We start from the raw sequence: 13064 nt of genomic DNA on the forward strand, positions 1-13064 counted from the left end.
GGGTAAATAGTGCAGGTGCATTGTTCGGATAATTTGTTTGGCTGAATCGCTTGGCTAAATCATTCAGCAATCGCCGGATAATGGCACCGAGCAATATAATTCAACAATAATAATAGCTAAGCATGTTTATCAGTACATTGACAAACATGCTTTTTTAAAAGGATTTTTTATGAAGCACGTTTTTTTTACTGCCTCTGTTGCCGCTATCTTGAGTATGGTCTTTGTGTCGGGTTGCTCTAACCTGTCACTGCGAACCAATGCGGGTACAATTGCGCTAGGCAATGCCACAATAGCTGGAGTTGATACCTACACCTCAGCAGAAATGTCTAGGTTCAAAGCACAGTTTCTTGGCGATGTGACCACGTCATATTGTGAAAATTCATTGGATCCTGAAAAGTTAGATGATCTTCCAAGTTTGTCTTCAATGACTAAGTCACTCAAATTACAAGTAACTCAACGAGGCGGTAATGCCATTGTGTTGAAGCAATGTGGCAAAGTTAATTACCCGTCTTGTGCTGTTTATTTAGAGTGTAACGGCGAGGCATATGTCATCGACCGTGGCTTATAACTAGACCCATTTTTCTAGCGCCTATTGGAGTCATGCAATAGGCGCTAATCTAATCGTTTACTGAATCGCATCGCTGCAATCCATAATCCAATGACTGTAAAACCCACCAGCCATAACACATCGCTAATTAACTCACCCAACGTCGCCCCTTTTAACACAATCGCTCGGATCACCCGCATAAAATGGGTCCCTGGTAGTGCTTCAGCAATCCATTTGGCTGCCGTCGGCATGGCTTCTAATGGGGTGATAAATCCAGAGAGTAATATGGTCGGTAATAATACAAAAATGGTCATTTGCATGGCTTGTAGCTGGGTTTTTGCAATAGTGGAAATGATTAACCCTAATGTCAGACTCGCGGTAATAAACAGTAAAGTGCCTAATAATAAATGACTGATAGCGCCATTGATGGGCACTGCAAAAATAATATTGCCCAAGCCCAAAATAATGGTCATTTGCACTAAGCCGATGACGATGTAGGGCAATATTTTTCCAATCATTAGTTCTATTGGTTTAATCGGAGTGGTGATTAATAATTCAAGATTACCGCGTTCACGCTCACGAACGATGGCTGATGAAGTAAACAGTACCATGGTCATGGTCAGAATGACGGCGATTAAACCTGGAACAATATTTACCGCTGATCGCTGCTCCGGATTATAAAACAAGCTAACTTCAAACCGAGATTGGCTGCTGGTTTGCTCCGGTACAATATCGTTGAGCGATAGGTTTCGCAGTTGCTTTATCGCGCCAGCAATCATGGTGTCTGAACCATCGACTATCCATTGGCCAATCGGTTCATTGCGAGCGATTTTTTCGTTCAACGTAGGCGGTAAAATTAATGCCGCTTTAATGTCGCCACGGCGAATAGCAGCCTGAGCTTGCTCGGCAGTGGTGAGATAGGATGTGACTTCCACTACCTGGGTGACTTTTACCGCCTCGACTATCCAGCGCCCTGCTGCTGAGTCACTTTGATCAACAATAGCGACTGGTATTGCCCGTACATCAGTATTGATGGCATAGCCGAATAACAACAGCTGGATCAGCGGGATCATTATCACCATAGCAAAGGTAATTCGATCGCGCATAAGCTGCTTAACTTCTTTAGCGGTAATGGCGTGAATGCGCATGTAGCTATGGCGAATACTGTTCAGCATGTTGTTAGCCCTTATGTTGCTTCATGGGAGGCTGGAACACGCTGTCCAGTATGACTGACAAACACGTCTTCAAGATTAGCGCTAACCAAGTGAATATCTTGCAGGTTAACGGGGCGATTATGCTGTTGGCACTGATGCAGTAACCAAGAGATAGGATCTGCCACTTGTTTGCTGACCAAGACCCGTAATCTATGGCCTAACTGCGCCGCAGAGGTCACTTCAATGTGGCTAATTAATGCTTGTTTTAACGGCCTTAAATCAGTGGTGTTGATTTCAACCACATGGGCATTGATGTTATCCATTAATGCTTTTGGCGTGTCATCCGCTCTGATCCTGCCTTTTTCCATAATGGCAATTTTATGGCAGCGTTCGGCCTCATCCATATAATGGGTAGTCACTAAAATACTGGTGCCTTGTTCAGATAAATCGAACAGTTGCTCCCAGAAGTCACGCCTGTTTTGTGGATCAACGGCTGAGGTGGGTTCATCTAAAAACAGTAATTTTGGTTGATTTAAACATGCGCAGGCGAGGGCCAATCGTTGTCTTTGTCCACCGCTAAGGGTACCGGCCAGTTGATGCTGATATTGGCTTAGTTTGTAAGTGCTTTGCAGTTGATCAATGCGTTTTTTGCAGGTGCTATTGTCGATACCATAGATTCGGCCAATAAATTGCAAGTTCTCTGTAACGGTTAAGTCATCGTAGAGGGAAAATTTTTGTGTCATATAACCAATATTATGGCGTAATGCTTCAGCTTGCTTCGGGATGGCTAACCCCATGACATTAATGGTGCCTTCAGTGGGGGTGAGTAAACCGGTTAACATTCTAATAGTGGTTGATTTACCACAGCCATTAGGGCCTAAAAAACCATAAATGTTGCCTTTAGGCACCAATAAGTCTAATTGCTCTACCGCAGTAAAGTCGCCAAATTTTTTGGTTAGCCCATGAGCTTGAATTACCCATTGTGGGTCTACGGATGAGGTCATTTTTGTGTCGGTAATATAACTTGGGCTGGTATGCCCGTAGGTAGCTCGCTGGCCGAACTGTCTAAACTCACTTCGGCTAGAAAGGCTAATCGTGACCGATCTGCTTGATTCAGTGCGTAGTAGGGGGTAAATGCCGGTTCAGTACTTATCCAACGCAGTGTGCCGTTAAATGTGCTGTCGATACCGTCTACACTGACCGACAACGTTTGGCCTATATGAAGTTTGGCTGCATAGGGTTCAGGTATATACACTCTGGCGTAGGGTGCTGAATCAGCTTGAATAACCGCAACTATTGCACTCAGTTGGACGCGCTCGCCTACGTTGTAAGGCAAGTTATCTAGCTTGCCGTTGCGAGTTGCACGAATGCTTAAGTCGCTGTAAACCTGTTGCTCGTAACGTAGGTTGGCATTGGCTGCATCGAGTGTGGCTTGCGCTTGAAAAATATCTTCTTGGCGAACGCCTTTGATCAATATTGTAAGCCGATCGTTGGCGGCATCATATTCTGCATTGGCTTGATCGCGAAGCGCTAAAGCACGATCGCGCTCTGCTTCACTGACTAGATTTTTTGCTAATAAACTCGCGCTGCGTTGATAAGACTTTTGTGCTTCGATTTTGGCGGCGTTAGCACTTTTTAATGCCGAATTGGCACTGGCGATATCTTCAGGGCGCTCGCCATTGGTGAGTTTTAGTAAGTAGGCTTGGGCTTTGACCACTTCGGCTTGCATTACCGCTAAGCGCGCGGCTTGTTTTTGGGTATCAAATTGGACTAATAAATCACCGGCGTTGACTTGCATGCCTTTTTTAATGGGTTGTGCAGTAATGATTTCTGCGGCGGTTGAACGAAGAATGACTCGATCGCGCTCTAAGGTACCTAATGCTTGTGAAGGGGTGGCTGGGGTGCAGCCACTTATTAATATCAAGCTGGAGAATAACGTTGAAAATAACGCTGAAAATAGAATGTGTTTCATAGTAAGTCTCAACCATCGTGGTCATTACACTATAGCAAACTTGTCGTGTAACAATGCATTAGCTTATTTGATGATTGCACTTGTAAAGCCAGCTAAGTGTGACCTATGCCACACTTAGCGAGTTTCCTTTGTTTACTCTTTATTCGAAGTTGTTATCAAATTCTGAATCTTCAAATAAGTCGACAGCAGAAGTCGGGACAACATTTTTGAATTGGCGTGCAAAATGACGTTGCACCCCTTTTAAGTCGATATTGCCGATACCAGACGCAAAACCAAACCAAGCATACAGACCGCTAATGTCTTCAAACATTGGGGGTAAATATTTAGGGTGAGCAATAATGCCTTCTTGGTAAGCTTGATACAGAACAGGAATGTCTTCGATGGCTAATTTACCCAAAAACAGCATTGGGATTAGTTCTGGTAAACCTGTGCTGATGGCGCTACGAATAAAGTTAATGTTTTCAACATAACCGCGTACGTAGGAGATATCTTTAGTGAAAAAGCTGCCACCACCAACCATGCCACCACGAAACACCCGTTGAGTAACACGATAACTGTCTTTTGAACTCAGGTTGAGGTTTCTAAAGTATCGATAGACTTCAATAAAGTCGGCACCTTGTTCTGCCATGTCGACAGCAGATACTCGATCGCTAATTCGACGAGCACGGCCTGGATTTGAGCTTAATGTCAGCATTTCCATCAACACTGCTAAGCCTTCCTGCGACGCTGTCACTCGTGGTGAACCAACACTGAGCCAAGTTGCATGTGGTTGCGCCCGACCATTAAGTGTGGTGCCCACATGCACCCAGCCTTCGTGCACTTCATATACATTGAGATCCGATTCGCTGAACATGGCGCGGGTATTGAGCTTAACGGTATCGCCACCTACTGCCGCATCAGAGACAATACCATCGCTCAATTTAACGTGAATTTCATCGTTATGAAAATACTTCACTAAGCGTTCGCTAAGAATAGTTACCGCTTCTGGGGCGGTCACTATTTTAGGATGACGGCTACTCATGTGACGCGCTGCTGGCAGCGAAAATATATGGCTTAAGCGATCGCCCAGTTGGCGTACCGTATGACGATCGCCATGTAATTTGTCGCTCGCACTGCCGTATAGCTCTTGGCTGAGTTTACCAAACATTGGCTTGCCGCGGTTATGCAGCATGTCTATTACTATTCGATATTGGTCAATGTTAGCCAGTAAAATTTTACCTAGCTTATCGCGTTTGCCTAAACCTCGCTCAACGGCATTTTTTAACCCTTGAAGGTCGGTCTGGGTCTGATCTGCGTTAAATGATAAAGGAATCGATTGATAGAAATCATTACTGACGTTGGGTAATTCTTTGCTTTGTTTGGCTAAAAAGTCATCTTCAACTTGTCTTGGCCATTTTATCGAATCCAAAATTTTAATCGGTGCTTGGATGCGAATTAATTCATCAGAAAAACGACGAATATCTTGTTGATAACGCAATAAAGAGTCAGACATTGTCTTTTCCTAATCTTGAGAATGTTGTAAGCAGTATTAGCACTTATATTAGCAGATGTTGATCGCAAAACGGCAATGAAAAAATACCTCAAATGTAGCACTGTTTTGGTGCGACAAATCAGTTTATATCGCAACCCCCTTTAGTCATATTATTTAAGTCTATAAAAATTATAGATTATTTATTTGGCATTAAAACTGCTTTAGCTAAAGTAGTCTTGATTAAAAGGAAAACCTATGGCAGCGATGAGCTATTTAAGTGTGATTGAGCGTTACCATGAATATGAACACTTGGTACACGAATTATTAGAATCGATTTTGATCGGTGTGGGAGACATTAATCTATTCGAACAGCCTATTTCAGCTAAAATTTTTGAAGATATGGCGATTAGTTATCCCTTTGTGGAACTCATTTATTTACTTGATCAGCAAGGGATGCAGATTTGCCCTAATATCAGTGTCATTAATCAGCAAGTTAAGCTAATGGCTTGCGGTCATCATGCTGACCGAAGTCAGCGACCTTATTTTACTCAATTGACTGCCATCGACACCGTTCATATCACTCGACCTTATTTATCTAACTCCGGTGGTGGGCTGTGTTTGTCGGCATCACAAATGATTAAATCGGCCTCTGGGCAAGTGGTTATTGTGGTTATTGATGTCAACCTAACACGATTGATCGAGTTTATGATGGGCGACAGTGCTCGGCGTAAAATGTCACCGTTTTTTAAAAGCATTTATGCTGCGATTGTACTGTGTCTGTTTGTGTTGGTGAGTGTACTTATGTGGACCGTGATCCGCGATATTTATACCTTATTTAGCCAAATATCTGCGACCCATGATCCGCTACAGCCCTTTGGTATTATCATTTTTCTTACATTGGCTTTAGCTATTTTTGATTTGGGTAAAACCATTTTGGAAGAAGAAGTGCTTATGCATAAAGATATCTTCCGCCACAGTTCGACCCGAAGAACGATTACGCGGTTTATTTCGACCATTTTGATCGCGATTTCAATTGAAGCTTTGCTGACCATGTTTAAAGCGTCGCTGGGAGAAAAGCAATACATTGAACCAGCCATTCTGATGATGTTGGCGGTCGTTGGGCTATTGGTTGGGTTAGGGATATATGTGTACTTAGGTGCCAAAGCTGAGCTGCTACTCACACAAACACAAGCCGGTAAGCACACTAGGCGCGTACAAACTAAGAGTGAATAGGCGATTAATTAGCGCTTAATAGTGTTTAAGTTCGCTCGCTTAAAATAGACAGGGATAAACGACATTAGCGTTTATCCCTATTTTTTAGAAAAAGTCGTCGTCACCAATCGCTTTACGTAATTGTGCTTGTTCGAGGAAATCTTCTAACCTGCGTTTTACTTGGCGTTTATGTTGTAATGTTTCTGCGGATTTAACGTTTCTAGGCGTTGTCATCGCGTCCATTTCTGTGTCATCAGGCACTCTTTCACTAAGATTAGCCATAACAAAACCCTCATGTTGAATAAAAGCGTGGTATTAATTCAATGAGCATTTTCTAACTAAAAAAACCTAAATAGGGAAGTAAAATATTTTTCCTCAGTTGGACAGCTATTTTTACCTTTCTCTTTGAGCTTAGCAGTAAATGTTTTTCTTGCTAGTAAAACAAACTAGCTTGTGCGAAGAGTATGCTTGTGATCAACTATTCTGGATGTGCTGATGTGCTGATGTGCTGATGTGCTGATGTGCTGATGTGCTGATGTGCTGATGTGCTGATCGTAGATAATGCTCCGCTTTCAATACAGATAAAAAAACGCCACCTTTAACTAGGTGGCGTCGATATGAACAATACTGCAAAGCGCATATGCGATAGGTTGACTCGTTATAGGCTAAAGCCATATGAGTAGCCTAAAACGACTTTAGCATCATTGTCTGGTAAGTCCGTGTCAGAGGCCATAAATGAGACAGTTCCTAGGTCTGTTTCAGCGCTTAATGTGACATTGTAGTCTGCATAGGTGTCGCCGAATAAATCTTCAACGACATCGCCTTGTGAGTAACCGTAGTGGAACGCAATGCTGAGCTTTTCTGTTAACGGGAAACTGGCATTGGCTTGGATATAGTTCCAATCTGTTTCGTCACTTGCACCTGACACATCAGAATCAGCGTTGATCACTTGAGAATAACCCACATCTAACCATTTCCATCCAAGTACTAAGGCTACTTCACCAAAATCAATACTGCCACCAGCATCTGGGTAAGCATAATAAAGATAGCTAATGTCGTAAGTTAGGTCTTCAGTAAAGTTACCGCCATAACCACCATAAAGATCTAATTCGTAGCTGGTTTCATCACCGAAATCGACATTCGATACCCAAGTACCAGCATAAAATCCAGAGTCATGAGCATAGTCAATGCCGCCTTGAACGGCCGCTTCATTATTGGTTTGCGTGGTGCCACGCCATAAGTAGTTCGATGTTGCGCCAATATTGCCAGTGACTTCAGCAAGGGCAGAGCCGCTTAGTAATAAGCCTGTTGATAATGCAATAGCTTGATATAGTGATTTTTTCATCTTCATCCCTTAAAGTTTTATTATCACTGAGGCATTTATGTGTCATTAAATGAGCTCAATGTTGGTTTGTCTGAAGATCAATTAGCGAATCGCATGCCAATATTTTTTTATTATTTAAATTAGTGAGTTATATAATACTGGATCATTTTGTTGCATCTTTGTTGCCGCTAAATGATGCACTAATGCACTTTTATTGTGCAATGATACTTTGGGCTTAGGTATTTGCTTATATTGAGTCGATTAGCGTTTTGCTGTGCGAAAGAAGGGATTCTGAAGTGATCTATATTGTTCATGTAACTCAGGCATCTGGATAACAGATTAAGCAAAGCTGAAAAATAACCAATAAAAAACCTCCACAGAGGAGGTTTCTATCAAAAAAAGACTGAGCGTAATAATTAATTAACGCTATCTTTTAGTGTTTTACCAGCTTTAAACTTAGGCACAGTAGCTGCAGCGATTTGAATTTCTTTGCCAGTTTGTGGGTTACGGCCTGTACGAGCAGCACGTTGAGTGGTTTCAAAAGAACCAAAACCAACAATAGAAATTTTATCACCATTTTTCATGGCTTCAGTTACCGCTTCTTCGAAAGATTTTAGTGCGCGGCCAGCTTCAGCTTTAGTTAGTTCCGCATTCTCAGCGATTTTTGCAATTAATTCACTTTTGTTCATATTGATATTCTCTGCTTTCCATAGAAGTGTTTTTTAAAACATGAATAACATGCCACAAGCCATGCTGGTTTAAAAGCACTTTATCCCATAAATTCAGTATCTGTAATGGTTTTAGAGCAAAATCAGTACAAATAATGTCTTTTTTGGCTCTGTGGTTATTCTTCTAGCAGTTGGTAAAGAATTTTCTTTACTAACTGTGGTTCGAAAGGCTTATCACATAAGGCGTTAACTCCAGCACTAAATACATTACTTAGGTGGGTGTCATTGGCTTCTGACGATACCATTAGAATGGGGATATGTGATTGTTGACTGTGATTACGGATATATTGCGTTAATGCAAGACCATCCACCGAAGGCATGTTGTAGTCTGTTATCACTAAGTCATACATGTTTTCTTTCATTAGGTTGATAGCCTGCTCACCGTCAACCGCTTCAGTAATCAGTTGCATCCCTAAGTTACCAATAGTGCGTTTAATCACATTACGCGCCATTCGGCTATCATCAACCACTAATACCCTGATGTTATGCACGTCAAAGTGGCTTAAATCCAACTCGTCGTGGCTGAGTAAATCAATGGTCGAATTAAGTGCCGTCGCTAAGTGCTCAGCATTAAATGGCTTAGGCAAAATGGCGACAACACCTGATTGCCTAAAGATTTCGAGCTGTTCACGGCGACACTCACTGGACACCAGCATAAATTGAATATCATTTAATGCCGGGGTACTTTTGATGTATTGCAGTAGCTCTGTGGCTTCACCATCGACAAAATGCAGTGCACTGGCGATTAAGTCGGGTTTATGGCGTTGAATAATCGTTTTGGCTTCCGCAATCGTTGCGGCAGTTTGAATGCTGCTCACCCCTTCTTGCTGAAGACGCGTAATGATAATTTTACGTTGAGTCTCTGACGGCTCAAGTAATAGGATGGATAATTCACTTGGGGATAAACTAGTCATAATTCACGTTCCACAGATATATTTATTATTATTTTGTTGTTTTAATGTTGCGCGCATGAGCAAATTGTACACTAAAAATGCCCTAAGGATGGCAGTCAAACCAGAGTAATAGTGTCTTATGCTTACTTTTTAACGAGATAGTCTCTCGTCACGTTAGACAGTCCTACCCACCATTGAAATACCACCACGCTCAACAGTAACAACCACAGTGGGATCAGTGGTATGTCATAACCTTGAAACACAAGTTTTACGTCATCAGGGGTGATTTGATAGGCAATGATTGCTGTTGTGGTGATAGCTGTAAGTCCGAGAGTTTGTAAGCCTACGTAGCTGATCAGCAGTACTTTTGTCCATGCAGCACGTCTGATTAAACCAATGAATACCGGTATCACTCCCAGTGTTAATAAATCATATGCTTGATATGTTGTTGCGCGCCAAATAGCAATAATAGTGAGTACAACATACAGTGAGATAAGAAGCATGACTCTAATTGGCATTCGGGGGGCTGTGTTTTGGTTCATATTGATCATCTAGCTGGAAAATTTGAGGTAGAATATCTCACAAAATAGAGCGATGGATACATTTTGATGACAGAAACACATTTTTGGGCGCTGGTAACACGAGATCAACCAGAGCAGTCTTCTGCTGATCTTGAATTGCGTTTACGCGAACAATTGCAACTCTTGGATGATGAAGCGCTAAAGACATTTGATAAAATGTTAGGCCAGCAATTACGCCGTAGTTATTTATGGTCAGTTTGGGGCGCTGCATACATCATTACCGGTTGCGATTCTGACTATGCCTTTGCTGAGTTTAGATGTTTTTTACTGTCGTTAGGTCAGCAATGGTATGACAAGGTTATTGCTAATCCTGACTGCTTGGGTGAGTTAGCACAATGGCCGTTAGTGGATGATTATGCTTACCCGTTTGTGGAAGACTACGATTTAATTGCAGGTAAAATTTACGAAGACCGTAATGGGGATGAGTTACCGTTTATGCCATCAGGCCAGAATACACCAGTGGGTAAAAAATTCAGCACCAAGCCAAAAGTGATGCGTCAAACCTATCCTTTATTGAGCGCACGATTTCCTTTTTAGTGGGATGAAACTGTTAAGCGTTGGTTCAGCTTAACAGGTCTATAGTTATTACATATGATGCTGGCTAGATGGCTAACATTCAATTTAATGACGATTATCCGCATTGCAATATGACCACAACAGTTTAGACAAACGTTAAACATGACGTGCTGGATTGATTGTTTAACTTACAGTATGAAGCGGTTGTGTTGTAAGCGTCTTAACCCCTTTGGAGGTCTATTATGAACGTAAAATATTTACTACTTGCTCCGGTATTGGTATGCCAAGTTGCCATGGCCGAAGATGCGCCAGAAGCGAACCCTGTTACCGAAGTGGGGCTGGTTAAAATTGAGTGGCAAAATCCAAAAGATTTTCGTGATATTAAAACCTCAAATGAACTTCAGTCGCGCTTTGAAAACCGTTTATTTGAAACCTTAACCAAAAACATCAATAAACAGGCTGAAAAAATCCTTAAGCCAGGGCAGACTTTGCAAATGCAAGTGACTAACTTTGATTTAGCTGGAGACATGCGACCAACATTTGGGGCTACGCCAGGTGATTTACGTATTGTAAAAGATTTATATCCACCCAGAGCGACGTTTAGCTACAGTGTAAATGAAGGTGACAAAGTCATTATTGCTGGAGATGAAAAAATTATCGACATGAGTTTTATGAACAATACGCGTAATTTCAATAACAAACCGTTTCAATATGAAACCAACTTATTTGATGATTGGTTACAAAAAACGGTAGCTCCCAAATTATAAGTTAAGCATTGTTGATTGTTTTTCATGCAGGTAAAATCCATTTGAAGCGATTTTTGCCTGCTTTTTGGCTTGGGCGCTTAACGTTGATATTTGATACTCTGTTGCTTGTTGGGTCACCAATGGTGGTAAAACCCCAATGGATAATGAAACCAAAGGGTATTGGAATTGCAGCCCCTGTCTGTCTTGGGCTTGCATTGATTGTGCTTGCCAGTGATCGCTATTATAAAAACTCATTTTCTGTTGCTCAAACCGTTCAATAATTGTTTGGCAGTTGGCTAGCGTGTCGTCTTGCATGCTTATCATAACAAAATCGTCCCCCCCAATATGGCCAACAAAACAATGTTCATTTTGATAAGGCTGCAACAAGTTTGCGACTAACTGAATGACTTCATCCCCACGCCAAAAACCATAAATATCGTTGTAGGGCTTAAAGTGACTTAAATCTAAATAGGCAAGATAGTAAGATTTTTTTTGTAGCCTTAAGCGTTTTAGCTCTTCTTGTATTGGCACGTTCCCCGGCAAATTGGTGAGAGGGTTTGCGTGTCGAGCCATTTTTATTCTATGTTCAGTAATACGTTGTAATAAATCTTTAGTATGGCCAATGCCAATCAACTGCTGATTACGCAAAATAATGAACTGTTGCGCTACCGTGTTGACTGAGTCAGAGGTGAGTAATTTGCTGACATGGGTAAGCGGTTCGTTGGCATCAATGTGTAATACCTTGGTGTCCATTGCCATTTTCGCAGGCCGGTTTTCGTGTAATGCACGGCCATAAGGTGTGCTGAATAGCTCGAGTAATGTGCTGCGATTGACGATACCTAATGGCTTATTATTTTCGGTTACCACAATGGCTTGTAATGCTGGTTGTTCAGAAAAAGTTTGACTGATTTTTTTAAGTTGTGTACCAGGAGATGCTTTTATGGCGTTGGTGCATAAACTTTCAGCCGTTTCACAATAACGGGAATTGGGTTGAGCCATGGGAGTGCTCAGTTCACTGCTAAATTGCTGGTTTGGATGGAGCGCTGGTCGTCCAAGAAAGTAGCCTTGGCAATAGGTTACCCCTAATTGTTTTAGGGTGGTGAGTTCCTCATTGGTTTCAATGCCTTCTGCTATCACTTTACAGGTTAAGTTTTGGCATAAATCGACAATAGAGCGGACAAACTCTTGTTTTACTGCGGTGGTGTCTATTTGATGAATAAAATGGCGGTCAATTTTGACATAATCTGGTGCTAATTCAGACCACAAGCGTAATCCAGAATAACCGGCGCCTAAATCATCAATAGCGGTTAAAAACCCTTGATTGCGATAATGGTTTAAACAGGACTTTAGCAAGTCGATATCGTCGGCAGGATATTGTTCGGACAATTCAATAACCACATCCGCCGGGTTGATCCCCAATTGTTTAATAAGCTGTAATGTCATGCCTTTTGGATGATTGGGATCGAGTAATGCTTTTGGTGAAATATTAATAAATAGCTTGCCATTAAGCTGGCGCGAGTGAAATGCATTAATTGAAATACTGCGACATAAAGTTTCAAGTTCGCTTAATAAGTTTTGTTTTTCGGCGGTAGTAAATAAGGCGAAAGGGGTGTGTAACGGGCTACTTTTAGGGCCACGACTGAGCGCTTCATAACCGTGTAATTGATTTGTTGAAACATTGAAAATCGGCTGAAATACAGCGTCGATAGATTGCTGTTCGATGATGTTGTCAAGTTCACTTACGAGCTGTAAAGCCGTCATCTGTAGGTCTCATTCCATTAATTACCTAACGGCATCGCGTTCGGTATTGTTACCAATGAGAGACAAGTCTATTGCGAAAATATGACAAGATTATGTCATATGATGGAAAGCTCCTAATAAGAAAGTATTAGTGTCTGTTGATCTTTGTTAGTCATTTCT

14 protein-coding genes are annotated in these 13064 nt (G+C 41.7%); 4 read left to right on the forward strand and 10 right to left on the reverse strand.

Annotated features, from left to right (window positions below):
• The first annotated feature begins 169 nt into the window (after positions 1-169).
• Complete coding sequence (locus tag HNW13_RS17085; RefSeq protein WP_192114149.1) at positions 170-568, forward strand: hypothetical protein; 399 nt, start codon at positions 170-172, stop codon at positions 566-568.
• Between the two features lie 44 nt (positions 569-612).
• On the opposite strand, the gene HNW13_RS17090 is transcribed toward HNW13_RS17085, so the two are convergent.
• The 4 genes from HNW13_RS17090 to HNW13_RS17105 form a co-directional block, all read right to left on the reverse strand.
• Complete coding sequence (locus HNW13_RS17090; protein WP_101085123.1) at positions 613-1722, reverse strand: ABC transporter permease; 1110 nt, start codon at positions 1720-1722, stop codon at positions 613-615.
• An 11-nt stretch (positions 1723-1733) separates the two neighbouring features.
• Positions 1734-2705 (reverse strand): ABC transporter ATP-binding protein, encoded by a 972-nt coding sequence (locus tag HNW13_RS17095; RefSeq protein ID WP_192114150.1) that lies wholly within the window; start codon positions 2703-2705, stop codon positions 1734-1736.
• On the reverse strand, positions 2702-3673 hold the full coding sequence (locus HNW13_RS17100; RefSeq protein ID WP_192114151.1) for an HlyD family efflux transporter periplasmic adaptor subunit: 972 nt from the start codon (positions 3671-3673) through the stop codon (positions 2702-2704). The genes HNW13_RS17095 and HNW13_RS17100 overlap by 4 nt, the downstream gene beginning before the upstream one ends.
• Positions 3674-3812: 139 nt before the next feature.
• On the reverse strand, positions 3813-5165 hold the full coding sequence (locus tag HNW13_RS17105) for a flavohemoglobin expression-modulating QEGLA motif protein (protein ID WP_192114152.1): 1353 nt from the start codon (positions 5163-5165) through the stop codon (positions 3813-3815).
• 234 nt (positions 5166-5399) lie between these two features.
• Between HNW13_RS17105 and HNW13_RS17110 the strand changes: the two genes are divergently transcribed.
• Complete coding sequence (locus HNW13_RS17110; RefSeq protein ID WP_101085127.1) at positions 5400-6377, forward strand: PDC sensor domain-containing protein; 978 nt, start codon at positions 5400-5402, stop codon at positions 6375-6377.
• A gap of 84 nt (positions 6378-6461) precedes the next feature.
• Here the strand turns inward: HNW13_RS17110 and HNW13_RS17115 are convergent, their stop codons facing one another.
• From HNW13_RS17115 to HNW13_RS17135, 5 genes are all read right to left on the reverse strand, one after another.
• The gene (locus HNW13_RS17115; RefSeq protein ID WP_011638952.1) at positions 6462-6638 is read right to left on the reverse strand and encodes a hypothetical protein; all 177 of its coding nucleotides are present in this window, start codon (positions 6636-6638) and stop codon (positions 6462-6464) included.
• Between the two features lie 376 nt (positions 6639-7014).
• Positions 7015-7701 (reverse strand): TorF family putative porin, encoded by a 687-nt coding sequence (locus HNW13_RS17120; protein ID WP_059745699.1) that lies wholly within the window; start codon positions 7699-7701, stop codon positions 7015-7017.
• A gap of 395 nt (positions 7702-8096) precedes the next feature.
• Positions 8097-8369: an HU family DNA-binding protein gene (locus HNW13_RS17125; RefSeq protein WP_011638950.1), complete on the reverse strand. Its 273-nt coding sequence runs from the start codon at positions 8367-8369 to the stop codon at positions 8097-8099.
• 155 nt (positions 8370-8524) lie between these two features.
• Positions 8525-9322: a response regulator gene (locus HNW13_RS17130; RefSeq protein WP_011638949.1), complete on the reverse strand. Its 798-nt coding sequence runs from the start codon at positions 9320-9322 to the stop codon at positions 8525-8527.
• A gap of 122 nt (positions 9323-9444) precedes the next feature.
• Complete coding sequence (locus HNW13_RS17135; RefSeq protein WP_242445080.1) at positions 9445-9843, reverse strand: hypothetical protein; 399 nt, start codon at positions 9841-9843, stop codon at positions 9445-9447.
• A gap of 66 nt (positions 9844-9909) precedes the next feature.
• Between HNW13_RS17135 and HNW13_RS17140 the strand changes: the two genes are divergently transcribed.
• Positions 9910-10419 (forward strand): DUF4240 domain-containing protein, encoded by a 510-nt coding sequence (locus HNW13_RS17140; RefSeq protein WP_101085130.1) that lies wholly within the window; start codon positions 9910-9912, stop codon positions 10417-10419.
• Between the two features lie 221 nt (positions 10420-10640).
• Positions 10641-11165, forward strand: coding sequence for a DUF3016 domain-containing protein (locus tag HNW13_RS17145; RefSeq protein WP_192114153.1), 525 nt, complete (start codon positions 10641-10643; stop codon positions 11163-11165).
• Here the strand turns inward: HNW13_RS17145 and HNW13_RS17150 are convergent.
• The gene (locus HNW13_RS17150; RefSeq protein WP_192114154.1) at positions 11160-12905 is read right to left on the reverse strand and encodes a GGDEF domain-containing protein; all 1746 of its coding nucleotides are present in this window, start codon (positions 12903-12905) and stop codon (positions 11160-11162) included. The two genes, HNW13_RS17145 and HNW13_RS17150, sit on opposite strands and share 6 nt — an antisense overlap.
• Positions 12906-13064: the final 159 nt, after the last annotated feature.

It is taken from the genome of Shewanella sp. BF02_Schw (assembly GCF_014596695.2).
Classification (GTDB): domain Bacteria; phylum Pseudomonadota; class Gammaproteobacteria; order Enterobacterales; family Shewanellaceae; genus Shewanella.